The organism is Cyclobacterium sp. SOCE241, assembly GCF_056867545.1.
This window is the reverse complement of the sequence record NZ_CP149779.1, coordinates 1,484,665-1,510,424: the sequence shown is the minus strand read 5'-3', so window position 1 is coordinate 1,510,424 and position 25,760 is coordinate 1,484,665. Positions and strand designations below refer to the sequence as shown.

The 25,760-nt window shown below is 37.2% G+C and carries 18 protein-coding genes, 1 tRNA gene and 4 pseudogenes; 10 read left to right on the top strand and 13 right to left on the bottom strand.

The genetic code is table 11. The features are described 5' to 3' along the window. Positions 1–791: 791 nt before the first annotated feature. Both WG932_RS07390 and WG932_RS07385 read left to right on the top strand, forming a co-directional pair. Positions 792–2,224, top strand: a pseudogene (locus tag WG932_RS07390) (BCCT family transporter). After that, entirely contained in the window at positions 2,211–3,227 is a 1,017-nt protein-coding gene (locus WG932_RS07385) for a glycoside hydrolase family 113 (RefSeq protein ID WP_483087490.1), read from the top strand. Before WG932_RS07390 ends, WG932_RS07385 begins: the two are co-directional and overlap by 14 nt. A gap of 64 nt (positions 3,228–3,291) precedes the next feature. Here the strand turns inward: WG932_RS07385 and WG932_RS07380 are convergent, their stop codons facing one another. The 3 genes and pseudogenes from WG932_RS07380 to WG932_RS07370 form a co-directional block, all read right to left on the bottom strand. After that, a complete protein-coding gene (locus tag WG932_RS07380) occupies positions 3,292–4,077 on the bottom strand; it encodes a hypothetical protein (RefSeq protein WP_483087489.1) in 786 nt (261 codons plus the stop codon). Further along, on the bottom strand, positions 4,074–5,342 hold the full coding sequence (locus WG932_RS07375; RefSeq protein WP_483087488.1) for an MFS transporter: 1,269 nt from the start codon (positions 5,340–5,342) through the stop codon (positions 4,074–4,076). Before WG932_RS07375 ends, WG932_RS07380 begins: the two co-directional genes overlap by 4 nt. Before the next feature lie 214 nt (positions 5,343–5,556). After that, positions 5,557–7,075 (bottom strand): annotated as a pseudogene (locus WG932_RS07370) (GH3 family acyl-acid amido synthetase). A gap of 316 nt (positions 7,076–7,391) precedes the next feature. On the opposite strand from WG932_RS07370, the gene WG932_RS07365 reads away from it, so the two are divergent. Next, positions 7,392–7,802 (top strand): hypothetical protein, encoded by a 411-nt coding sequence (locus WG932_RS07365; RefSeq protein ID WP_483087487.1) that lies wholly within the window; start codon positions 7,392–7,394, stop codon positions 7,800–7,802. Positions 7,803–7,893: 91 nt separating this feature from the next. Here the strand turns inward: WG932_RS07365 and WG932_RS07360 are convergent, their stop codons facing one another. From WG932_RS07360 to WG932_RS07350, 3 genes are all read right to left on the bottom strand, one after another. Beyond that, positions 7,894–8,526: a carbonic anhydrase gene (locus WG932_RS07360; protein WP_483087486.1), complete on the bottom strand. Its 633-nt coding sequence runs from the start codon at positions 8,524–8,526 to the stop codon at positions 7,894–7,896. Between the two features lie 626 nt (positions 8,527–9,152). Next, on the bottom strand, positions 9,153–10,082 hold the full coding sequence (locus WG932_RS07355; RefSeq protein ID WP_483087485.1) for a 1-acyl-sn-glycerol-3-phosphate acyltransferase: 930 nt from the start codon (positions 10,080–10,082) through the stop codon (positions 9,153–9,155). Continuing rightward, positions 10,063–10,974, bottom strand: a complete 912-nt coding sequence (locus WG932_RS07350) for a bile acid:sodium symporter family protein (RefSeq protein WP_483087484.1) — start codon at positions 10,972–10,974, stop codon at positions 10,063–10,065. The genes WG932_RS07355 and WG932_RS07350 overlap by 20 nt, the downstream gene beginning before the upstream one ends. A gap of 272 nt (positions 10,975–11,246) precedes the next feature. Between WG932_RS07350 and gap the strand changes: the two genes are divergently transcribed. Further along, positions 11,247–12,251 carry a type I glyceraldehyde-3-phosphate dehydrogenase gene (gap, locus tag WG932_RS07345; protein WP_483087483.1) on the top strand — a complete coding sequence of 335 codons (1,005 nt, stop codon included), beginning with the start codon at positions 11,247–11,249 and terminating at the stop codon, positions 12,249–12,251. 291 nt (positions 12,252–12,542) lie between these two features. Here the strand turns inward: gap and WG932_RS07340 are convergent, their stop codons facing one another. From WG932_RS07340 to WG932_RS07320, 5 genes are all read right to left on the bottom strand, one after another. Beyond that, on the bottom strand, positions 12,543–12,755 hold the full coding sequence (locus WG932_RS07340; RefSeq protein WP_483087482.1) for a DUF1801 domain-containing protein: 213 nt from the start codon (positions 12,753–12,755) through the stop codon (positions 12,543–12,545). A gap of 103 nt (positions 12,756–12,858) precedes the next feature. Then, entirely contained in the window at positions 12,859–14,349 is a 1,491-nt protein-coding gene (locus tag WG932_RS07335) for a hypothetical protein (protein ID WP_483087481.1), read from the bottom strand. A 169-nt stretch (positions 14,350–14,518) separates the two neighbouring features. Continuing rightward, positions 14,519–15,652, bottom strand: coding sequence for a mannonate dehydratase (locus WG932_RS07330; protein WP_339675050.1), 1,134 nt, complete (start codon positions 15,650–15,652; stop codon positions 14,519–14,521). Then, on the bottom strand, positions 15,645–16,853 hold the full coding sequence (locus WG932_RS07325; protein WP_483087480.1) for a glucuronyl esterase domain-containing protein: 1,209 nt from the start codon (positions 16,851–16,853) through the stop codon (positions 15,645–15,647). Before WG932_RS07325 ends, WG932_RS07330 begins: the two co-directional genes overlap by 8 nt. Positions 16,854–16,974: 121 nt before the next feature. After that, positions 16,975–19,317: a M56 family metallopeptidase gene (locus tag WG932_RS07320; protein ID WP_483087479.1), complete on the bottom strand. Its 2,343-nt coding sequence runs from the start codon at positions 19,315–19,317 to the stop codon at positions 16,975–16,977. Positions 19,318–19,947: 630 nt separating this feature from the next. On the opposite strand from WG932_RS07320, the gene WG932_RS07315 reads away from it, so the two are divergent. After that, entirely contained in the window at positions 19,948–20,367 is a 420-nt protein-coding gene (locus WG932_RS07315) for a transposase (RefSeq protein WP_014022615.1), read from the top strand. A 451-nt stretch (positions 20,368–20,818) separates the two neighbouring features. Here WG932_RS07315 and WG932_RS07310 read toward each other — a convergent pair. Further along, positions 20,819–20,892 (bottom strand) — tRNA-Arg (locus WG932_RS07310). 36 nt (positions 20,893–20,928) lie between these two features. Further along, positions 20,929–22,142 (bottom strand): annotated as a pseudogene (sucC, locus tag WG932_RS07305) (ADP-forming succinate--CoA ligase subunit beta). Between the two features lie 252 nt (positions 22,143–22,394). Here sucC and WG932_RS07300 point away from each other — a divergent pair. From WG932_RS07300 to WG932_RS07280, 5 genes and pseudogenes are all read left to right on the top strand, one after another. Next, the gene (locus WG932_RS07300; RefSeq protein ID WP_149392902.1) at positions 22,395–23,048 is read left to right on the top strand and encodes an ABC transporter ATP-binding protein; all 654 of its coding nucleotides are present in this window, start codon (positions 22,395–22,397) and stop codon (positions 23,046–23,048) included. Positions 23,049–23,136: 88 nt separating this feature from the next. Continuing rightward, positions 23,137–24,083 (top strand): annotated as a pseudogene (locus WG932_RS07295) (acetyl-CoA carboxylase carboxyltransferase subunit alpha). 90 nt (positions 24,084–24,173) lie between these two features. Next, the gene (locus tag WG932_RS07290; protein WP_483087478.1) at positions 24,174–24,617 is read left to right on the top strand and encodes a patatin-like phospholipase family protein; all 444 of its coding nucleotides are present in this window, start codon (positions 24,174–24,176) and stop codon (positions 24,615–24,617) included. 65 nt (positions 24,618–24,682) lie between these two features. Next, positions 24,683–24,940 carry a hypothetical protein gene (locus WG932_RS07285; protein ID WP_483087477.1) on the top strand — a complete coding sequence of 86 codons (258 nt, stop codon included), beginning with the start codon at positions 24,683–24,685 and terminating at the stop codon, positions 24,938–24,940. Positions 24,941–24,943: 3 nt separating this feature from the next. Beyond that, entirely contained in the window at positions 24,944–25,501 is a 558-nt protein-coding gene (locus WG932_RS07280) for a 1-acyl-sn-glycerol-3-phosphate acyltransferase (RefSeq protein WP_483087476.1), read from the top strand. The last annotated feature ends 259 nt before the right edge of the window (positions 25,502–25,760 follow it).

Here is a 25,760-nt window from a genome sequence, read left to right as displayed (position 1 = left end):
GGAGGGTAAAGGGGATTTTTTTACGTGAACTGTAAACCCAAAGTAGTATTTGAATAATAATCGGTAAACATAATTTAGGACAAGTATTCATTACTTATAAATCCCGAATTGCTCAAATATTTCGCCCCTGCAGGGCTTAGGTTGCAATACTGATTTTCCACACAGGGCTTCACCCTGTGCTATTATATTTGGCCCTTTCAGGGCCGGGATTGATTTGTAGGAATTGATGTTTAAATTCATTAATATTTTAGTTGTAAATGAACTTATAAACGGATATTTTTTCATTTTAGCGCTGAAAGGGCATAGTAACTTAGCACAGGATAAATGAGATTTACTATCCTATCTCGGTCTCCTTAAAATCTAGCTTTTTAGCGTTGAATAATTTTTGATGGAGATATATTTTTTTCTTCATTAAATTATTTCTAAACTAATTACCTTTAATTTGGATGCAAATAACGGAATAACATTACATGGAGAGTCCTTGATTTTTTGGCAGATTTCAGGGGTCTTCTTGTGATTTTAATCATTTATATAATTTATAAGCTGGTTAAAAAATTATAATCTTCTCTATTTCCCTATTCGCCGTAAGTCTTTTCGCTCAGCCGCTAGTGTTGCTCCGATCATTTATCTTTATTTAACAGGAACAAGCGGAGGATTTCAAGGATTCAGGTGGTTATAATTTCACGTAATTTTTTTGGTTAACTAGCTGATTTATGTTTAAATTGAAAGAAATATAAACCTTCTATTGTGAATTTTTACCGCCAACCAACTTTTGTAGTAGCCATTTCTTTGTGCCTGTTTTTTTGGTTTTGGCTTTTACTTTTCCTTTGGGAATTAGGGAGAACCTGGTAGTTGCCGCTGCATCCACATTAGCTGTGTTTGGCAATTATTACCTGGTATTGGGCTTATTGATGGTTTTATTGCTTTTAGGCATAGCCATTTCACCATGGGGGAAATTAAAAATTGGGGAAGGGCCGGTGGCTTATGGCTGGTTTTCGTGGATTGCCATGTTGTACAGTACAGGGATGGGGGCAGGATTGATGTTGCGGGCCGTGCAAGAACCGGTTTATTATTTTACCAAACCTCCCCGAGCCACAGATTTGTCTTCAGAGGTATTTGCATTGGAGTATACTTTTTTTCATTGGGGTTTTACCCCTTGGGCTTTTATGGGCTTTTTGGATTGATGGTGGGTTATTTGGTTTACGGAAAGGGGAGGCTGATGCTCAGCTCTTCACTTTTGGTGGGGAGATACCGTAAGCCTGTTTTGATCGTCATTGTGGATGTGATTACCATAATTAGTACTTTATTTGGCGTGGTAGGAGCTGTAGGGCTGGGCAGTAGGCAACTTTTGGTAGGATTTCAGCAATTGTTCGTGGATGTTGAAATAAGCTACGGCAACAATGCTTTTGTGGTTTTGTTTTTGGGTAGTCTTGCGACCTTATCCGCCTTTTCTGGGCTAAGTAAGGGAATTAGAAATGTTTCAAGATTTAATATTTCCGTTTCCTTATTCTTGTTGTTGGCCACCTTATTTTCAGGGGATATCCTAGGCATTATCAATAATTTCGGCTTATCGATCGCTGCCTATATTTATGATTTTATACCCATGAGTCTGAATTATGGAGACAAAAGTGTCTCTCAGGAGTTTTTGATGGATTGGACCTTTTTTTATTGGGCATTTTGGTTGTCCTGGGCACCGTTTACAGGTGTATTTATAGCAAGGATTTCTAAAGGAAGGACTTTCCGCGCATTTATTTTTGGGGTGATTCTTGTACCTTCCTTAGGCACCTTTCTTTGGTTTTCAGTTTTTGGCTCCTCTGCTTTTGAGCTGATCGGAAAGCCGGAAAATTACCAAGGTCAATTTGATTCTTTATACGGATCTATTTTCGTATTTCTTGATAGTTTTTCTTTTGGTGGTATAATGAAAATATTGGCCTTCCTATTGGTCTTTACTTTTCTTATCACTTCCCTGGACTCTGCCATCTATGTATTGGGAATGTTTGCTGACAACGGAAATAGAGAACCAAACAATAAACATTTGTTAGGGTGGGGGCTGATCCTATCTGTTTTTACCATTGCCACCTTATTTATAGGCAAAGAGCAGTTGCTACAGGCTGTTAGTCAGTTATTAATTCTTATCGCGCTACCTTTTAGTTGGGTTTACCTATTGATGATCATAAGTTTCCTTTATATATTAGTCAAAAAGAAAAATCATGATGCATTATAACTTAAGTAAAGGTTTGCTATCCTTGTTCTTTATCATTTGTGCATCAATTAACTTTTCTTGTGAAAGCAATAAAAAACTGGCCTCCTATGAAGGAGAAAAGCACAAAGGCGTATGCTGGGTAGGTACCAGAAATCCATTTACAGGAGGGGAATTACAATCCCTAAAGGAATTGGGTGTGAGCCATCTCTCTCAAACACCATTTGGTTGGCAGAAGTCTGTTTCGGAGCCTGACTTGAATTGGGAAAAACACCGCAACAAAACCTGGTGGGGAGAAAGTAGCAATGGACTCTTGTCTACTTCCGACACGGCCAAGGCTTTGGGGATTACCGATATTTTGAAACCACATATATGGGTACGTGGGTCTTGGCCCGGAGAAATAGCCATGAGCAATGAGCAAGACTGGAACTTGTGGTTTGACAATTATAAAGACTTTATTCTTTATTACGCTCGAATAGCCGAAAAGCAAGGTATCCCTATTTTATGCATTGGTACTGAGTTGGAAAAGGCCAGTCACAAAGAGAAAAAGTGGCGGGAGATTATTCATGACATACGTGAGGTGTACACCGGAAAGCTAACTTATGCAGCGAATTTTACCGAATACCAAAAGGTGAATTTTTGGGATGCTTTGGATTATATAGGTATTCAGGCATATTTCCCTTTGGTCGACCATCAAAATGCTCCTGATTTGACCCAATTAATTAAAGGCTGGGAAAAAGTAATCCCGGAAATAGAGCAAACAAATATCACCTTCCAAAAGCCGGTGATATTTACTGAAATTGGTTATTGTAATACAGAAGATGCTGCACATTCTCCATGGGTTTGGCCCAATGAAAGACAAGATGCAGCCCTCTCAGAGGAGGTCCAAGCCTTATGTTATGAGGCATTTTTGAAGCTGTCTGGGATAAACCATGGATGCAAGGGGTGTATTTTTGGAAATGGTATCCTGTACCCAAAGTACGCGAACCTGATTTTACTCCCCAAAATAAATTGGCAGAGAAAATAATGAAGAAGTATTTTCTTGATGCTAAAATATAAACCTAAAGATCTTCATATATTGGCTAAAATACTCAGTCAGCCATTTTTGCAGGAATGGATGTCTTGCGATTGATATAGCCGTGTATACCTGCAATTACAATTAAGACCCCTGTCAATACCAGAGCCACAGTACTTAGGGTGGCATTCAATTCCCATTGCTTGACAGCAATTGCTGTTATTCCCCAAGCACCTACCAATGCCGCTTCCCTCATGTTTCTATAATAGGTTAACAAGCCATAGATAGTAGTGGCCACGATAAGTACCATAGCAGCCCAGCCTGTTTCTGTCCAAATACCCTCCAATATTCCTGTATTTTTGATTCCTACAGAAAGGGTCAAAACTGTAGCCAGAATCACCCAGCCAATATAGAGGCATATGGGCCACCATACGAAAAAGATGGTTTTCAAAGGTGCATCATAGGTTTCTAGTCGTAGTCTTATCACCAATTGAATCAATGAGAAGAGCAATACTAGGATTACCAACACAGAAAGGAGGATTTGTTCATTCACCCACACGTATATCCAAAGGGCATTACTCAAATTGGCTACGATAAACCAAATACCTGATGGCAATAAAGAGGTTTGGTTTTGCTTTTTAAAATAACCCATCCATTGATAGATAAGGTAGGCAATTAAGGCCAAATAAATTAAGCCCCAAATGGAAAATGCATAGCCTGCCGGGGTAATTAAGGTGGTGAAATCATCGCTGATGTCACCTACTGAATTACCAAAATAATCTCCGGAGCCTCCCAAGTAATTGATAAATAAGGTGAAAATAAAAGTGATCGTATTGGTTAACAATAGTGGTAATGCTTTCATTTTGAATTTGGGTTTTGTTGTAAGGTTAGCTGAAATTCAGATTTTTTTATGGCTCGATAAGTCCTTTTTCTAAGCAGGGGAAGGCTTTTTGCGTAATAGGCCGCCAAAAGGAGAACGCCTAAACTCCCCAATGCAAGCGTAGCCGGAGCCCCAATCCAATCCGAGACGAACCCTATAACAAAACTGCCCAAGGAAAGGGATCCCATAAACAGCATAATATAAAAACTCAATACCCTACCTCTTTTTTCTTCAGGAGCAATGGATTGAATTAAAGTATTTGATCCGGTAAAGATGATTACTCTGCCCAGTCCTGTAGCCAATAGAGCCAGTAGGGATAACCATAAAATTGAGCTAAAGGAAAATATACTCAAACCTATGCCAAAGAGAATTGTTCCTATCAATATTAACTTATCTAAACCTAAAACGTTATTTTTAGTACCTACAAAAAATGCACCAATCAAGGACCCCAGTCCAACAGCACTGGTCATGTATCCGAAAATAACTGCATCTCCATTAAATATCTCTGCTGCAAATACAGGTAAGATGACCATATAAGACATACCAATAAGGGTAATGGCAGCCACAAACAACATGATAAAGCGAAGGTGCTTGGTTTTAAAAGCATAACCGGCTCCTTCTGAGAATGCATTTTTGAAGTTTTGTTTTAAGGAATTGTTGGCCAAAGGCTTGTATTGAATGAAAGTGAAGAGCCCTACCACGCAAAAGCTTGCAAGGGCATAAAGTAGTAAACAATAACCCTCACCGATTATTGGGATAAGAATTCCCGCGAGGGCAGGGCCTACAATTCTGGCAGTATTAAAGAGGGAAGAATTTAAGGCGATGGCATTGGTCAGGTAGGCCTTATCCTCTACCAGGTCATTGACAAAAGCATGCCGGGATGGCATTTCCAGTCCACTGACCAAGCCAAAAACTATTTCTAATGCCAATAAAATATTAAAAGTTATATTTTCAGAAATTGTAAAAACCGCTAGGGTCAAAGCATTGATAGCAATTACCGTCTGACAAACCATCAAGAGTTTGTGTTTGTTGTACTTGTCAGCAAATACTCCGGCAAAAATTGATATTAGGAAGGCCGAGATTTCTCTCGAAAAGGAAATCACTCCCAAGAGTAAGGCAGAGCCTGTAAGACTATAAACCAACCAGCCTACTACCACTTGCTTCATCATATTCCCTAGATTTGAGAAGGCCTGACCTGCAAAGAAATACCTGTAGTTGGAAGAAGAAAGGGATTTAAAAATCAGCATGATGTATTAGAAAAACTCTTTACCAATAGGAGCCCAAAGACTTCGAATACCTACTTGCCTCTTGCAATGAAATCAGGATTATTTTAATGGGCACTTATCCATTGATCTATACATTGTCGAAAAAGGGAAGTCGGTATTAATTCATTTCGCCTTTCAGCCCTTGATGTCTAATAATCAATTATTCTGTCAATTGGTTTCAAATGCACAAATAAGTTTAAATGCTTTGGACAAAAGTCTCCCATTCTTTAAAAGGTTTGGCTTTCATTACCCGTGGGAATTTTACTTGCCCTCCTTTTTTCTTTTGTTTTTCATTGTAAGCAATGAAGGTAGATAGGGGGACAATTTTCACATCAATACTTTTTAAGGCCTTATTTCTAGCCACATTGTAGTTTTTATTATTTTCACGAAGAAAAGCATCTAAAAAGTCTTTAACATCTTCTTCCTCTGCAGTACCTGAATCTCTGCCCAGATACCAGCGGTGGAGGTAATCTCCATTTTCTTCTATTGCCGCAACGGTGTATTCCGGAATGGTCAGATTAAATTTTTCTTGGATGGCCTCCAAGGCTTTGTCCATTTGGTGCACCCCCAATTGGCTACCTACCACATTTAAGAAAAACTTTGTTCGCCCTGTGATCTTAATTTCCCCTTTTTCTTTATCTGTAAAGGCAATGGTATCTCCAATCATATAGCGCCAAGCACCGGAAACGGTGGAAATCAAAAGTATGTAGTCTTTGTTCTCTTCCACCTCATCAATGGTCAAGGCTTTTGCCTCAGGTTTGACAGCACCATTTTCATCCATATTTCCCGATTCAAAAGGAACAAATTCAAAATAAATTCCATTGTCTAGGACCAAGGCCATTGCATCAGTATCTGGTCTGTTTTGAAAGGCTAAAAAGCCCTCTGAAGCCAAATAGGTGTCTATATAGGTTAATGGGTGAGCCAGGTTTTTCTCGAAACTTTTTCTATGAGGTTCAAATGCCACCCCTCCGGGAGTATATACAGCCAAATTTGGCCAAATCTCATGTATAGAGGACACTCCATGGTAAGCAATAACCCGCTTCATCATTAATTCAATCCATGAAGGAATACCTGAAATACTTCCAATATCCCAATCTTTTGCATTTTTTGCTATTTCTTCAATTCTTTGGTCCCAGTCTTCTATAGCTGATATTTCAGGGCCGGGTTTATAAAAACTTTGAAACCAAAATGGGATTTGGCTGGCACTTATCCCACTTATTTCTCCTTCCAGAAAGCCATTGTTTTTTTCAGGGCAGTGGAACTACCCAACATCATAATTTGTCGCTCAAAAAATCAGGTGGTAAATCATATTTGGATAAACTCACCACCTGCTGTATACCTGTATTTCTGATCGAGTCTATCATTTCATCGGTTACGGGAATATACTTACTATTGCTAGTGGTTCCAGAGCTAACCGCAAAATATTGATTGATTCCGGGCCAGGTGATGTCTTCATGTCCCTCTCTAATCTTATTCCACCATTCTTTATAAATTTTGTCGTAATCATGATAAGGGACCTTTTCCTGAAATGCCTGAGAGGTGTCCTTTGCCTCAAGGATTTTCTTAAACCCATAGTACTTACCAAAGGAGGTGTCTTTAGCAGTATCTAATAATTGATTTAAAACTTTTGCTTGTGCTTTTTCAGGACTGTCCTCAGTACTTAGTTTACCCCCGAGTTCGATTGCTTTTTTTATTAATTCACCAATTACCGGCATATGTTCTTCTAATTTTTTTAAAGTCTAATAGTTTTATTGATAAACAAGCAATTATTAGACCACTAAAAATTTATTTTCTTTAAGTAGTTGTTATTTAGTCATTTAAAAAAATGATTATGTTTGTTACTTGCAAGTTATATTTTTGACTTAATACTAGATTTTTAGGCTATCTAATATTCTTACTTTGTTTTATTTAAAAAGCTGCATCCTGTAAGGTAGGTGATGGTAATAAAGAATAAGTTTAGATCAGTTAACAGATTATGGGTGGTGCCGATTTTTTAATGGTTCAATTTGAAAAATATTCCATAAATTTATTATGAACAATCCTTTAGAAATCACATTTGAGGCAATAAGTGATGCTTTATACAGTTTTGACTTCCCGGAAATAGATTTGGTATTGGGTCTATCAGAAAAAGGAAAAGCACCTGCTTTAATGATTGCTCATCAATTAGGTGTTGCCCTAAAAATCATGGATTTTTCGGAATCTTCTGAATCCAATGACTTGGCTGTACCCAAAGCTGAGGAGCAAGAGCAGGGTATGGACTTTTATGGGCACCACCGTATACTGATTGTTGATGATATGGCACTTGAAAGCAGGGAGCTTAGTAAAATTAAAGCAAAAATCGGGGTAGAAGAGGTTTATTCTTTTGTGCTTTTTGGAGAAGCTGATTTTGTATTGTTTCCCAAGGTGAAATCCAAAGTGAAAATGCCTTGGGCAATTGTTTGATGAAAATACCCTTACCATTTAATTGTCTCAGGGGATTTTTCCTTGGTGTTTAAACCATAATCGCTTAATTTGATACGCACAGGTATCTTAATTAAGATCCTAAATCATAAATATTTCTTACTTCTTTCAATATCTTATTGACATCGATATTAAGATCTATCAAGTTTCCTGTTTTGATATCAAAAACTACCCCATGAATAATGGGGCCTCCGTTGTCTAAAAAACTTTTTTGCCAAACAGCCATTTTAACAACATTGATGCACTGTTCTTCAACATTCAATTCCACCAAACGATTGTATCTTAGGGTTTCATCGGTAATGGCATTTAATTCCTCAAAATGTAAACGGTAAACATCCCTTATGTTTCTTAGCCAAGGGTTTAGTATACCCAAGTCCTTTGACTCCAAAGCTGCAGCAATGCCCCCACACAAGTAATGTCCACATACAATAATATGCTTTACCTTTAAATGACCTACGGCATATTCAATAACTGAAGCGGAATTATTGTCGTTATTGGGAACCAAATTGGCAATGTTTCTATGTACGAACACTTCTCCGGCATCCGCACCCAAAAGTTCTTCTGCTGTCACCCTACTGTCGCTGCATCCAATGAATAAATGTAAAGGCTTCTGCTCCTTGGTTAGTTTTCTGAAAAAATCAGGGTCATTTCCCAGTTTTTTTTGAACCCAATCTTTATTGTTTTTTAATAACCGCTTATATTCCATGTGGTCGTTTGTAAGTCTGCTAGAATCCTTAGTTGTTAAAAAATATATACAGCAGCATTCAAATATACCTCTATTCTTTTTGTGAACAAGCAACTATTTATCAAGTGCCTCTGTAGTAAGGAGATAGAATTTAACTCGGATTATGTAAAAGGATTTCTCCGCCCTGACAAGGTCAGGGGTGAAGCCTGTCTCGTGTTTACAGGAAGTGTTGCAATTGCAAGAAAATCAGGCTGTTTGTAGATTTTAGCATAGCACCGCTATGGCGAAATTGAAAACAGTAACGATTGGGTATTTTAAAGCGATTTCAGCACGTAATAGATTGTCTATTGCATATTTCGGGTATAAATGAGTCTCAGAATAATCATCTTCGCAGGGAACGGAAAACCAATTTGCTAGGTGAAGTTATAAGTGTATCGATTTGTTACAAGAAGTCACTTTTCCTTTCTTAAGTAAGAGGAATAGTTTCTACTGTAAATAAGCAATAATTTTATTTTCAAAGTTAGTGGGAAAAAGAGCTTAGGTATAGGGTTTGAAAAATCGCTATTTGATCAATTTCTCTTCATCAATATTGTAATGATTGCTATTCATTTTTAGAACCAGTAGCAATAGTAGAATGCAAATCAAAGCTATGGCTGGTGAAAAAGCTTAGCAATTAAGATCAATAGGGCAAGGTAATAAAGTGGAATGCCTACCAATCCTATGCAAAATTTAATGGTTCCATAAAATACGGGGTCTTCTACTTTGAGCGCAATCCATTTCCATACCAGCCAAAGGGGAAAATGAAAGACTTTAAAAAGCCGGTTTTTCCAATTTTGGGTAGGCTTTAATTTTTTATTGGGTTCCATTACCGTTTTTTCTCTACATCTGGTGATGTCAGCACCTGACAGAAGCATTTGTTTTAAAGAATTGTCATAATTTTCTTCAGGTAAATGTAAGGTTAGTGATTCCAGAGCCTTTCTTGATTGTTTGACCAAATCTTTTTCCTTTCCATAATATGCCTTAGCAGCTATTGGTGTTCCAATTTCTAATAAGGCCTTAGTGCCGGATTTTTGGTGGGCTTGATAGCTTATTCCTATGGGTAGGATAATTAAATCGAAGAAAGGGTCATCTTCCAAAGTAGCAGTAACAATTCTTGTAAAACCTTTACTAAGGGGCCTAAGCCTGCGTTTTAGGGAATGATTTCCTTCAGGGAAAATCAATATTGAACCGTTATTTTTTAAGATAGACTTACAAAACGCAAAGCTATTGTTGTTTCCGGAAATTGTTCCAAACCCATCTCTGATTCTATAAACAGGAATCATTCTTATAAAAGCCAATATTTTGGCAACCAAGGGGTTTTTAAAAACAGATGCCCTTGCGAGAAAATAAGGCTTTAGGTCGATAAATGTTGCGATCAATAAAGCATCCAATAAGGCATTTTGGTGATTGGCAATTATTAAGATGGGCCTGTCCTTATAGGTCTTCCAATTTCCAAGGACTTCAATATCTGAATAGTAAAACCATAAGGCGGTTTTCACTAAGCGTTTGAGTAGGGTATTAAACAACCTTTGCCACATAATTGTACTTTTTCCAAAGGCTAGCGATGGTAAGGCCTGAAATGATATGCCAAATGCCCCACCAGCCTGCGATAATAGACATTCCTCCCAAGCCATCAAAATAGTTAAAAATCAAAACCAAGGCCAGTCCTGAGTTTTGAATTCCGGTCTCAATGGTAAGTGTTTTGGTGTCTCCAAGGGTTAAACCGAAGATTTTCGACAGGCTAAAACCAGAGCCCAGGGCCACAAGATTATGCATCAAAACCAAACCAAAAACCCAACCAATGACTTTAATGAAAAGGTCGAAATTGCTATAAAATGCAATAATGACAATACTGATAAAGATTACCACACTGATAGGTTTGAGAAGGCTTGCCATTTTTTCGGCCAGAAACGGTTTTTTCTTGTTGACATATATTCCTAATAATAGTGGAATGCCAAGAATAAGTGCTACGGTTTCAAAAACATCACTGTAATTTAAGCTGATGCTTTTTAGTAAGTGCGCAGAAGGAGAATAAAGCTCCGACCATATTGCGAAATTAAAAGGAGTGAGAACAATCGAACTTAATGTGGCGAAAGCCGTAAGACTAATCGAGAGGGCGCTGTTACCGCCTGCATAATTGGTTAGAAAATTTGAAATATTTCCTCCGGGGCAGGCTGCTACCAAGAACATTCCCAAGGCTACACTGGGACTGGGTTGGATAAATAAAACCAACACCCAGGTTAGAAAAGGGAGCAAGAGAAATTGGGAGGTAATGCCAAGTAAAAATGATTTGGGCTGCGACCATAAATATTTGAAATCCGAAAGTTTAATTTCAAGGGCGACACCGAACATAATAACGGCTAGAGAAACGTTCATTAAAAATAAGGAATCCTCTCCAAAATTGATCTGCATTTGATCTAATTCTTCCATAAAGCAATTGAAGTAAAGATCAAAATTAATATAAATTTTCAGAACGAAAGGTTTGTCTGATAATTGATAAGTTTTTGAAACTATTCAAAACCAAAATTTCAATGATAAATTTAATTTTTATAAATTTGGCCATTGAAAATTTCGGAAGGAAAGATCAAATAGACCAATTGGCTAATTTTGAATTGTTCAGCACTAGAACTTCATTTTATTTCCAAGGCGGTGAACAGCAAAAAATAGTAATCTTTTAAACCATAGAATAGACAATCAACATTATGGAAAAAATTAAAGTAGGTATCAATGGATTCGGTAGGATAGGAAGACTCGTATTCCGTGCTGCACAAGAAAGAGAAGATGTTCAAATTGTGGGCATTAACGACTTAATTGATGTAGATTATATGGCCTACATGCTTAAATATGATTCAACTCACGGTCCTTTTAAAGGTGATGTTGAAGTTAAAGATGGCCAGTTAGTTGTAAACGGGAATGCAATCAGAGTGACTTCTGAAAGAAATCCTGCGGATTTGAAATGGTCTGAAATTGGCGCAGAGTATGTAGTAGAATCTACCGGTTTATTCTTAACCAAAGAAAAAGCACAAGGTCATATTGATGCCGGTGCCAAGAAAGTAGTGATGTCAGCTCCTTCAAAAGACGATACCCCAATGATCGTAATGGGAGTAAACGAAGGAACTTACACTTCTGACATGGTATTTGTTTCCAATGCGTCTTGTACGACCAACTGTCTAGCACCTTTAGCCAAAGTAGTGAATGACAACTGGGGTATTGAAGAAGGTCTAATGACTACCGTTCATGCTACCACTGCCACTCAAAAAACTGTTGATGGACCTTCAATGAAGGACTGGAGAGGTGGAAGAGGAGCCGGTCAAAACATTATCCCTTCCTCTACGGGCGCTGCTAAAGCTGTAGGTAAAGTAATTCCGGAATTGAACGGAAAACTTACAGGTATGTCCTTTAGGGTTCCAACTCCTGATGTTTCTGTAGTTGATCTTACTGTAAGGCTTTCAAAAGGAGCTACCTATGAAGAGATTTGTGCTAAAATGAAAGAGGCTGCTGATGGTGAATTGAAAGGTATTATGGGATATACTGAAGATGCAGTAGTTTCTAATGACTTCATTGGAGACGCCAGAACTTCAATTTTCGATGCTGGTGCCGGAATCCAATTGAATGATACTTTTGTTAAGTTGGTAGCTTGGTATGACAACGAATGGGGTTATTCTAATAAAGTTGTTGACTTGTTGGAATACATCGCTAAAAAATAATATGCCTTAGGCTTTAATAATTGATGAAATAGGGTTGGAATTTTTTCCACCCTATTTTTTTATGCTATTTTCGTAAGTGTTGATCCATTCTTGCATACTCACTTTTGTAATTAATTCACCTATCAAATCAAAGGGGATTTGATCCATTTTTTTAAGCGGATACAGCTTTTACCCATATCTAATTTGGCCTTACTGTGTTTTGGGAATTCCTCTTTAAACCATCGCATTAGTTCACTGTCAGCATAAATGCAGGAATGATACAAAGCCAAGTAGTTTTTTGATTGGCGATATTTACAAACGGTAAGGGAGTTTTGGATTGCAATGGTAACCTGCAGGATATGCTGAGTGAGGGACTACATAGCCAATCATGCCATAACTCATGGTCTCTTCAAACCCTTCAGGTAGGTTTGAAAGTATCGTTTGCCTTAATTTATTAAAAGCTTCTTTTCTTTCGTCAGGAATTTCTTCAAGATAGGCTTCAACTGAGGTGGCTTTGCTGTTCATAGAATTGGGTAAGGTTAATTTTTCTCTAAGGTAGCGGATGTTTTAGACAAATCATTCAGTAGTTTTAAAGTCTCCCTGTGAAGGATAGGGGCCGTTTCGGGACCTAAAGAATTAACTTCACCATAGGGGCAGTCTCTCGGCCATAGGTGAAAGGAGGTTTTTCATCCCATTGGCTTTTGGGTACAATATAACCAATCATATCATTGGCCATTCCACTAAAGAATTTATATTTGCCCGGCATCACGCTTTTTATGGCGGGCACTTCTACTGGTGCAATACCAAAATCAGCTCCTTCCGATGCTTCCACGCCACCGTTAAGGATTTCCGGGTACAATTCTCCCGGAATATGTACGAATGTGGCAGGGCCAAGTTTCCATACATTTACTTCAGACCTTACATTTCCCCATGACATAAAACCTCTGTCAAATACTCCTATAAAAGAGGCCAACCTGAATAATTTATTTTTCATGGGTAAAGTTACTGTCTTGGCTCGGATAGCCAAGTTACTTTGGTAAACCGTATCCATTCCTTTGGCCATGGTCTCAAAACTTATCTTGGCAAGTGCCAATCCTTGTGCATCTATTTTTTCTACGGTAGCAGCCTTTAGCGTGTCTTTGGTATAGGGGTGAATCACTGGATCACTAGGTCTGGTGGTCATCAATCCACCCAATGCACCATTAAGAAATATGGAAACACCTCCGAGGCCTTTGTGATAAATAGAATCGTTGTAAACAATGCCTTTTTCCATATATTCTCTCCAATAATGGGGAAAATCTGAACTTACCAATGTGTTATCAGCCCAGAGTGTTTCTGGATGGTTGCCCCAATTCATGATTGTTCCTAGGGTTTTGTCAGTTCCCATTTCCATTACCTGCATCAATCTTATGGCTGCATCATATACTTTGGGTGCTCTGGTGTCCCCAACCAATGGAGCTGCATCACTTTCGTTAATGGCAAATTTTAAATAAGCCGGTTTTCTATTTTCATAGGCCTCTAATACCGAGGCAGTTATTCCCTCAAACACCAGGGATTTATAGTGATCATCAACTCCTCTAGTAAATGGTCCCGGACCCCACATTCCCATCATGTCAGGAGAAGAATGCACATGTGTACTCGTGATAATTAAGTGATCTAGATCTGTTTGTTCAAGGATTTTTTTCCTTAAGGAAACCACTTCATCATTTCCAAACCCAATCATGTCAATGACACAAAGTGCAAATTTTATTTGGCCATTATCCAATACCATGGCCCTTGCCCATAATGGATCATTTATCCCTGATGCAGGCCTGTTTTGTTGAAATCCAGCCAGCCAAATAGGGTCAAATTTACCATTTTGATTGAGGTCGTTGTAATAATCCCCCTCTTCTTCATTGTATTCAGCATCTCCATTGACATCTTGCCAGGTATCATATCCCACGGGGCTGATATCTGCAATAGCAAAACCCGCGCTTAACCCTGCAGTGCCTTCATTTTGCAAGGAAAGGTTTAGGTCATAACCTTTGTGCCTATCCCGAAATTGATACAATCCAAAGACAAATAAAAATACCAGAATTCCTGCTAAAATTAGAAGAGAATATTTTAACCAACGATTCATAAAAACAGTTTTAGTTTATTACTTAAAAAATTGGAAAAAGGCCATTAAATTAGCTTTCTGATTATCAACAGGATGAAGCTGTTGAAAGACGGTATTGTGTTAGCCTTATCAACTTAAAGAAGTTTTATTGATAACATCGTTTATTTGAAAGTTTGATTTTATTATTCAATCAATTTTCACCTTTTCCTACGCCTTCCATAAGACCTCTAATGTAGCCAATGGCAAATAAGGTTCCAATGGTACTGTAACCCGGTTTATCATTACTGTCTCCGGCCATAGTAGGTACATGGTCAGGTCGCATTGGGCCTTTAAATCCAATGTCTCGATAAGCCTGCATTGCTGCAAACATGTCCGTCTTCCCTGCATCATGAAAGGTTTCTTCAAAGTTATGTTTGTTTCCAAGTACATCCCTAAAATGTACAAAATGGATGACATTCCTTTTTCCAAAATATTTTATGGCTTCAGGAATATTCACTTGCTCAGTACTATCTCCCATAGAGGCAAAACTTCCTTGGCAAAAAGTAATTCCATTATATACACTTGGATAAATCTCCAACATTTTTTTAAATGCCTGAACGGATGTCATGATGCGTGGAATTCCCTGGATATTGTCAATGGGTGGATCATCAGGATGTAAAGCTAATTTTACCCCATGTTTTTCAGCTTCCGGACATACAGCCTTTAAAAAATACTTTAAATTTTCCCACATAATTTCAGGTGTCAAGTTGCCGTATTCATTTATGGGCGGCTTATTTTTTATTGCCGTCACATCAAATCCACTTACTAAAGCACCACCTCTACTTGATTTGTCAACAATAGTTCTGGCCCAACTAATTATAGGCATCCAATTATAGCATATGGTATCAATCCCTTCAAGGGATAAATTCTTTATAAGAGTGATAAAGTTATCAATTTCTTCATCACGTCCGGGTAAGCCAAGCTTTGTTTTTTCTCCAAGGTAAGGAGGACCTTCTATGACTCTTAAGGTAAGCCCTTCACGTGTCCAAGCATTTTTTACGGCCTTAATTACTGTTCTTGAATTGTCTTTTTCTCCAGGCAAATTAGCCAATCCGGAATTGACAGGGCTAACTGCCCCAAGCACATCCATTTGACGTGATAGGGCTGTCTTTCTGGGTTCAATTCCCCAGAAATATGCAAGACATAGTTTAATGCCTAGATCTCTGGTATAATTTTCAATTTGTTCATACGTTTCGGAAATGTAAGGGAATGAAAGAGGGCCGGCTAAGGGAATACCTGTGAGTTTGACAGATTTTTGTAGGAAATGCCGTCTGTTTTTATTCATTATTAAACCTGAAATAGTTATCCGCAAAATCCATAAATAAATTCCAATCGTAAGGGGTCAGATTGTGTTTCCCTTCACGGATATGGTGACCTGCATAGGGTAGGTGAACAGGATTTCCCGGAGAGTTAATTGCTTTAGGAAAATCTCCTTTCATCTTATAAATCTCTCGATGCACCCTTGTTCCAAGTTGCAATGACATGTATTCTCCTTTAGGGTCTGCCCATAAATCCTCAGACGCACTGGCCACATACACGGCTCGTGGGGCCATGGCAGCAATTAACATATGTTGATCAATTGGAAGTAAGGCTTCATTATTATTGTATTTATTGAAATTATCAGTAAACCAATAAGGGAAAACAGTGTTGATTCTTTGGACAGTCTCTCCAAATTTCCTTCGAGATATGGCCGCACCACCGGCACCTGACTCATTAGAAATAGTAATGGCCCATCTAGGATCTGAAGCACCGGTCCAAAGAGAAGCTTTTCCTCCTCTAGAGTGTCCAATTACTGCTGCTTTTTTGGCGTCAATATCTTGACAAGTTTCAAAATAATCCATGGCGCGCATGGCTCCCCAAGCCCAAGCACCTAAACCACGCATACCATTTTCCTTTTCTAATTCTTCTGGATATAATTTACTTAAAATATCGTCTGTAAATGTAACTTTGTCATCATCAGCAACATCCTTTACATGAAAAGTAGCTGCGGCATAACCACGGCTTACAATTTCTTCGGCAGGCCAAAACCCCATTTTTATTGTTCGAGTTGGATCAATATTTTCCGGGTCCCTATGGTTAATCAATAAAAATACAGGAGCTGCTTCATCTCTTTCATTAGGAATAAATAATATAAGCCTCATTGTTGCGGATTGGGTCCTGTAAATCACTTCTATGTCAATTTCTTTTAAAGTGGCCATACCATTCATGGCCATTTTATCTTCATTAACTATAGTGAAATTCAACGCATCTATTGCTTTTGGCATAGTGCCATAAACATTGTTTTCAAAAAGATTAACTATTTCAGGCCTTCTCTTATATTCCCATTCCTGAATGGTATTAATTTCTTGTCCTTTTGAATTGACGAATAAGTCCGGCAAAGAAATATTAGGAACTTTTGATTCGTCATTATGAGTGTCTTTTTGGGCATAAGTTAATACCGGAAGCATTGAAAGGATTAACATGGAAAGAAAATATCTGAAGGTCATTTTAATATTTAATTTGATGGTTAAAATTGCAATATATAAAAAAACCTACCAAAAGGTAGGTTTGTATTTTCAATGGACATGTTTTAGTGCGGTTTTAAACGTTTAAATTTACAGTCGTAAATTACTTTGTTGTGATTACTATAACACCGTTTTTGGCTTTTTCACCATATACGTCCAATTTGTTAGGACTTACCACATCGAGGGTTTTTATGTTTTCAGGTTTGGGGAAGTTGCTAATTGGTGGAGCTTGATGTAGTATTCCATCTATCATATAAATAGGGGATTGAGCTATATTAAGAATTTTTGCTTCTTCTTCTTTAAAAACAATCTTAGTTATACCGGCATCTCTTAGGGCAGCTTGTACATTTTGAACTTCACCCATTTTAATATCTTTTCCCGCTGAAAAATTAACTAAAATAGATTGATGATCCACGGAGTGAAAGCTGGTATATGCTTTTATTAATCTCGGTAATCCTGAATTGACGGGCATGATGACACCATTGAATGAAATCAACCCTTCTTTTATAACCTGAACAGGGATTTCTATAGTTGTTTTTATCGCGTCTCTTTGCACATGGTAACCATCGATTTGAATGACATCACCATAATCATTATTCAAACTTGGAACTATATTATTACTATCAGAACCCGTAATTTTGAAAGATATAGGCAAAAGCAGTTGGTATTCATTTTTCTGCAAAATTGGTTTTAAGTTTGGTGCATTTGACAGGACTTCAAGGATTTCTTTTTCGAAACTGGCATCTATCCTTTGAGTAAAAGAAATTCCTTTTATACTTCCTGAAGAATCTGTTTTGAGGTTGATAATTGTTGTTCCGGATATATCTTTAGTAATATTGTCTTCAGGGAAAACCAGATTTTCAAGCAAGTGTGTCTTGAAGGCAGGACCTAAAGTTATTGCTCCGGATTTTAAGTCATCATTAACTGCTAAACCTCTGTTTTCAGGAAATGCATTAGAAAGGTTGGTTTGACGCTGATTCGATGATTCTTGGTTGGTGGTGGTTTTAAACTTGTTTGATTTTTTTAATTTAATATTGGTGTTTACTACTACCGCTACCGTCTCACCATCTTTTTTTCCGGGTATCCAAGTAGGGCTTTTTACATTGGTAAGGGCAGAGAGAAGCAATTGGTCCACCTCTTCTCCCAGACTCTTCTTGATGGATGCATTTACCACGTTTGCCTCTTTGTCAATAACAAATTCCAAGGCCACTAAGTCACCATCCATATGAATTCCTTCAATGAGTCTTGCGGGAATCTGTGACCTTAAATATTCCTCCCAAGCATTCCATCCTACTTTAGGCTCGGGTTTTTGATCTGCAAGTTGGTAGGAAAATGCATTCTCATATTTTTTATTTAGTTTGGAATTTGGTCTTAATGTTTCCACCAAGTTTAGGACTTTTATGTATTCCTGCTGGTTTTTAATTCCGGTAAATTCATAAGATAATTCCCCCACTTGAACATTTAATGACTCTTGATGTAGCTTTCCAATGCTTTCATAGTGAGTAGGGTTTTTTATATTCCTTAATTTTATGCCTACCTCTATGGAGTCTTGAAACGCCTCTATTTGATTTTTGAGAAATGAAACCGGAAGTGTAGAGTAATTATTGAAAGAAATAATACTATTGTTGCTTTTCATTGAAATCAAGCCAAAAACCAATACAGTTAAAGGTACCAGCATTGCTACCTTAAACCAATTTGTTTTTCGGTTGGCTTTCATCATCCTAATTCTTCTCAAGGTTGTTGAATTAACAAAATTACTACCTAGCGGAAGATCCATTCCTTGGAAAGCCATTTTTGCAACAAGTTTTGGATAGGAGTCCTTCAATTCTTCATCTTTAATGACACGGGCATCGGCTTGAAATTCATGTAAGTCAACTAATGCTCGATTCATTAAATGAATGATTGGGTTAAACCAAAATACATTGCTGAAAACCTGATAGATAATTATATCGTATGAATGCTTTTGTTTAACATGTTCAATTTCATGATTAAGAATCTGTTTTTTTTCTTTATTACTTAGTTGAAGAGAATCATCCCAAAAAACTTTATCAAAATAAGAAAACACCGGGGTTAGACCAAAATTAGGAACCTTGAAGTATTTTTCCTTAAGTATATAAGAAGTTTGGTACCATCCTTTTCTTAGAATCTCTTTTAATTGAAGATATTGCCAGTAAAACCTGGCAAATAATAACAAGACAACTACAAGATAACCAAAAACCAAGTAATCTTTAAAACCCCATAATGTGGGAAGCCTACTATCCGTTACGGTAACTTCAGGAAGACCATAAGCCCCTGCAATATCCCTTTGGCTGTCCAATTCTAATGCCTTTAAAAAAGCAGTATTTTCTAACGAAATGCTGGGTGTTTCAAAGGAAACAGGAATCTCAATTAAAGAGAATGCAACAGCAAGGAAGGGAGTGACCAATAGGTAAACTCTATTAAACACAAATGTTTTTTCATCTTTAAGGAAAACCCAATAAAAAATGTAGAAAAAAGAGAGGCAAATAATACTCTGCCAGATGAAGTTTATTATTGAAGCCATATTCAGTTTTTAATAATTTGCAGATTGGATTATTAATTCTGTTTTTTTACAATCATTATATTCTCTTAAGGTGATCAGCTTAATTGGATCTCAAATTTCCTTCAATTTTGAGAATGAATTTTTAATGAAACTTCCTTCTTATTCATTTCATTAACAGGGTGATAATTTGGATTATCTCAAATAAGCCAATTAAACTTATCGATTTAGTTTCAGAAATCCTAATAAACTTGGAAAAATACCTAAATGATTAAATCATAAATTTTAATCCATTTATTTTTTGACTTTTAATAATACAAATTTTTTTAACTTCATCAGTATAGCGTTAACGTAGACGATATTTCTCTAATTTTCAATTTTTAGATGCCTTGTGTTATATCTTTTTTCCTTTTTTATGATATTTTTTACAACAATTTATATTTATAATGCGTTTTGATTAAGTATATAAAAATTAAATAGATTTTACGGTACGGATTTTGTAAAATAAATAGAAATAAAACGTAACTTCGCTTAATTTATCATCTAAATAATTATTTTATGTCTATTCAAGAATTTTTAAACAAGTATTCAGATCTTTCTAAAACCAACGCTGTGGTTTATATGGAAGATGCGGATGGGAATATTTTCCATTCCATTGACGAAGCACACAAAAAGGGGAAACATCCCTTTGTAACAAAAAATCTAAAAGATTCAGCTATTGCTGATTTAGATAGTTTAGGTTTAAGCTCAAAAGGTGAGGCCTCTAAATTAATGGGTATCTTACAGTTTATCTATGGGGTTGATGCCAAAGCTGAAAAACCAGCCACAAGAGGTAGGAGAACTTATTCTGCTGAAGAAAAAGCAGGCATCCTTGCTGAATGGAAGAAAGCTGAAGCTGAAGGAAAAACCAAAGCTGATTTCAGTAAAGATACAGGAGTAACTTATCAAACTTTATTCAAATGGATTAAAGAGTCATAAGGAAATTAGATTATTTGATGCCCGAAGGTAGGGCTGAAAGATAATTTTATAATTCCTTATAAATTAGTATTAATATAATCTTTTTAGTTCTGCACAAACTTATTTGTTTGTTTAGATAAAGTATGTAGCACTTGGTTCTTACCAAGTGCTATTTTTTATATCATAGATTAGGGGAGGAATTGTGTTGATATATTATCTGATTTATTTTTGTTATAACATTAATGGTAATTCCCACCCATGTAGAAAATAAAATATGGTTTGCTAATTTGCTGTGCTTCTTGTCTGAAAATAAGATTTTATCCTTATTTGATAGGTTTTTATTTGTATTGAACGAAGGATATGGAGAGAAGACCCAATGCACCTACTTGAAAAAGTTAATGGGAGCACTAGAACTGACTGAAAATAGTAAGCAAAAAAGCCTTCTTATGAACCACATAAGAAGGCTTTTTTGTACACCCGGAAGGATTCGAACCCTCAACCCTCGGAGCCGAAATCCGATATTCTATCCAGTTGAACTACGGGTGCATGCAGGCCACTAGGGCCGCAAATGAATTTTATTTATTAAGCACTAAGCACATTTTGTACTTTTTCTGCAGCTTCTTTTAAAGTAATAGCAGAAGTTACTTTAAGTCCGGATTCATCGATGATTTTAGCACCTTCTTCAGCGTTTGTACCTTGCAATCTTACGATGATAGGTACACTAATGTCTCCAATTGACTTATAGGCTTCAACTACTCCTGATGCAATTCTATCACACCTAACAATTCCTCCAAAAACATTAATAAGGATAGCTTTTACTTTAGGATCTTTAAGGATGATTCTAAAACCTGCTTCAACGGTTTGTGCATTGGCTCCACCTCCTACGTCTAGGAAGTTAGCAGGCTCTCCACCGGAAAGTTTGATCATGTCCATAGTGGCCATCGCTAATCCTGCTCCATTTACCATACAACCTACGTTACCGTCAAGCTTCACATAGTTAAGGCCTGATTCTGCAGCTTCTACTTCAAATGGATCCTCTTCATCAAGGTCTCTCATGGCTGCAAGATCTTTGTTTCTATAAAGTGCATTGTCATCTAGATTTACCTTGGCATCTACTGCCAAAATTTGATCATCTGATGTCTTCAAAACAGGGTTGATCTCAAATTGAGAAGCATCACTTGCATCATAAGCAGCATATAAAGCCATGATAAATTTCACCATTTCTTTGAATGCATTGCCTTCTAAACCTAACTTAAAGGCCACGTTTCTTGCCTGGTAAGGCTGAATGCCCAACATTGGATCTACCCATTCCTTTATGATCTTTTCAGGAGTACTTTCGGCGATCTCTTCAATATTAACTCCACCTTCTGTAGAGGCCATGATAATATTGCTACCGGTGGCTCTGTCCAATAGGATAGAAAGGTAATATTCTTTTGGTTCGGAATTGCCCGGATAGTAAACATCTTGGGCAACTAGGATTTTTTGACCAATTTTCCTTCCTCACCTGTTTGGATGGTCACAAGTGTACCATTCAATATATCTTTGGCTTTTTCAGGAACATCTTCTAACGATTTAGCCAAAACCACACCTCTTGATCCGGTTTCTTTAATTTCTCCTTTACCTCTACCTCCGGCATGTATTTGTGCCTTTAGTACATACCAAGAAGTTCCAGTGTCTGCTGTAAGCTTCTTGGCTGCCTCTAGTGCAGCTTCAGGGCTATCAGCGACAATCCCTTCTTGAATTTTGACTCCGTAAGATTTTAATACTTCTTTAGCTTGATATTCGTGTATATTCATTATGGTCAAATTTTTGCCCGAAGTTAATGTCAAATGTCCGATTATTCAAGATTTATCATAGGCTTTTTGTTGATTCTTTTAATGTTTGTTTGCTGTCATGGTATTATTATCTTTTCATAGGATTAAAAATCAAGCCAATAGCGGGTAAAGGGCTTGCTGTAAATTTAACCTCCCAAAGAAATATTATTTTTGATTAATTTTAAAATACACCTATGTTTGTCCCAAACACTCACATAAATTACCTTTAAATATATGTTCGTTGCGCAGTCAGTTCAAAAATATTATGGAGACCTTCATGTCCTGAAAGGGGTAGATGTAACAATTCAAAAAGGAGAAATTGTTTCCATAGTCGGAGCTTCAGGCGCCGGTAAAAGCACCTTATTGCATATATTAGGAACCTTGGATAAGCCTGATGAAGGAACCTTGACAGTAGATGGTATTGATGTTTTGAAATTAAGTGGAGATAAACTCGCCAGTTTCAGAAATGATAAAATTAGTTTTATTTTCCAGTTTCATAATCTGCTACCGGAGTTCACTGCCGAAGAAAATATTTGGATTCCGGGTCTAATCGGTAAAAGATCAGAAGATAAACTTAGGAAAAGAACCAAAGAATTGGCAGCACTGCTGGGAATCTCCTCACGTCTAGGGCATAAGCCTGCTCAATTATCCGGAGGAGAGCAGCAAAGAGTGGCTGTGGCAAGGGCATTGGTGAATAACCCTGATATTATTTTCGCAGATGAACCTAGCGGGAATCTTGATACAGAAAATGCCCAATCTTTACATGAATTGTTTTTTAAACTTAGAGATGAGTTGGGGCAGTCTTTTGTAATTGTTACGCATAACCAATCTTTGGCGGGGATGTCAGACCGCATGTTAACCATGAAAGATGGTAAAATCATATCCTGATATAAAATGATTAATAACCATCTTTGATAAAAGTTGGTCAGGTAATCAAAAATTAATTTTTATCTTTGATGCTTCAAAACTTCACTTTATGGTATTAGAATTTGAAAAGCCTATAGCTGACCTTGAACTTAAACTTCAAGAAATGATTCAGTTGGCAAATGAAAAAAACATAGACTTGTCTTCAGATATTCAATCTTTAGAAGAAAAGCTTCAATTATTAAAGAAAGAAACTTTTCATAACCTTACCCGCTGGCAAAGAGTACAGCTTTCCCGACATGCGGATAGACCTTATGCCTTGGACTATATCTATGAAATGACCAATGATTTTATTGAATTGCATGGAGATAGGACAGTAAAGGATGACAAAGCAATGATTGGTGGCCTTGGTGATATTGATGGAAGGTCTGTCATGTTTATTGGTCAGCAAAAGGAAGAAATACAAAACTCCGTCAGGAAAGGAATTTTGGGATGGCTAATCCGGAAGGCTACAGGAAGGCATTGCGGCTTATGAAAATGGCCGAAAAATTTAATAAACCTATCATTACTTTAATAGATACTCCCGGTGCCTATCCGGGCATTGAAGCAGAAGAAAGAGGACAGGGTGAAGCCATTGCTAAAAATCTTCGGGAAATGTTCAAATTAAAAGTTCCTGTGATTTGTATCATCATAGGGGAGGGGGCATCTGGTGGAGCTTTAGGCATTGCCATAGGAGACAAAGTAATGATGCTTGAAAACTCTTGGTATTCTGTTATTTCTCCCGAAAACTGCTCCACAATTCTTTGGAGAAGTTGGGACCACAAAGAACAGGCTGCTGAAGCCCTAAAGCTTACAGGTACTGACATGAAAAACAATGGTTTGGTTGATGCCATAATAGAAGAACCACTTGGTGGGGCACATCGAAACATGTCTGATATGGCTGCTAGAATTAAAGCCAAGATCAAGGAAGCTCTGGTGGAACTTGACAAAATGAAAGTGGACAAAAGAATTGAAAAAAGAATAGAGAAATTTTGTGCTATGGGCATCGTTCAGGAGTAATGTATCAGTTATAGAGATTATTAGGGGTGTATTTTAAACTGATTTCCTATTAATTGTTATTTTGAAAAAAAGAATAAAATAGGCATTGCCTTGTCCGGGGGTGGGGTGAGAGGAATCGCTCACCTAGGTATCTTGCAAGGGCTCAATGAAGAAGGAATATCTCCCGATTATATTTCAGGAAGTAGTGCAGGAGCCATTGTTGCGGCTTTGTATGCGCATGGATATCCGCCGGAAACAATCTTTAACATTATCACTCAGACTAATTACTTCAAATTCTTTAAACCTTCCATTAGTTTTAAAGCTTTGTTGAAAATGGATCTGTTGGCAGATTTATTTGCTAAATATTTACCGGAGGATGATTTCTCTGCATTAAATATTCCCATTTTTGTTACAGCTACCAACTTTCAAAATAGTAGAACCGAATATTTCTCGGAAGGTCCATTGATCAAGCGCTTAATGGCTTCCTCTTGTATACCCGGTATGTTTGAGCCAATATTACTCAACGATATGCTATATGTGGATGGGGAGTACTAAATAATCTTCCGGTAGAACCACTTATTGGCTTGTGCGATACCATTATTGGTGTGAACTGTAATAATTTGACGATATTAAAAGGGGAGCCTAATATCAAAGGGCTGATAGAACGGTCGGTAATAATGTCCTTGAACTATAATGTTTACAGTAGAAAAAATCAATGTGATTACTTTATGGATCCTCCAGGTTTGGCTCAGTTTGGGGTATTAGAAGTGAAAAAAGCTACAGAGATTTTTGAAACAGGTTACCTTTTTTGTAAAAATTATTTAAAAGAAAATCAACCTTTACTTGATTTAAAAAATCAAGATAGCAACAATCAATAAATCATGAAATTACTTGCCCGATTAATATTTTGGATTTCAGGTTGGAAAATCTCTGGAAAATGGCCCGAAGGCTTAAAAAAAGCGGTCCTGATAGCCATACCCCATACAAGTAATTGGGATTTAATTTATGCGCTTTCCGCTTTTTATCTGATGGAAGTTCCTGTCAAGTTTACCATTAAAAAGGAAATCATGGTGGGCCCTTTGGGCTGGTTAATCAAAGCTTTGGGAGGTATTCCTATTGATAGAAAAAAGGTGATTGGAAAGCGGAAACAAACTTATACCGAGGCCATGATTCAAATGCTTAATGAATCAGATGAATTGGTGATGATGGTTACTCCTGAAGGTACCAGGAGTTATGCCCCAAGATGGAAATCCGGGTTTTATCATATTGCACTTGGTGCGAAAGTACCTGTAGTGGTTGGTTTTTTAGATTATAAAAGAAAATTAGCCGGTATAGGCCCTGTTATTCAACCAAATGGAAATCTTCAAGACCAAATGGATGAAATGAAAGCCTTTGGAAGAACAATTACCGGAAAATATCCTGATCAAGGAATTAGGTAAGCCTAAACAATCTTTACCCTTTATTTTCAGGAATTGTTGAAGGGGGATAAATGAAGATTTACATTTTATTTAATACTACCATATGCTTTCACGACTTTTTAGCCTTTTTTTGGCAAGTTAAACCATTTCCTCACTAACCTGTTTTAGAATAACCTTCCATTAGGTGCTGGAATATCTTCAGAATCAGCTTTTATGTGGTTTTTATTTTGACACCGTATCAAAAGCTTTTCTAAACCTCTCAACGGCCTGATTTTCATTG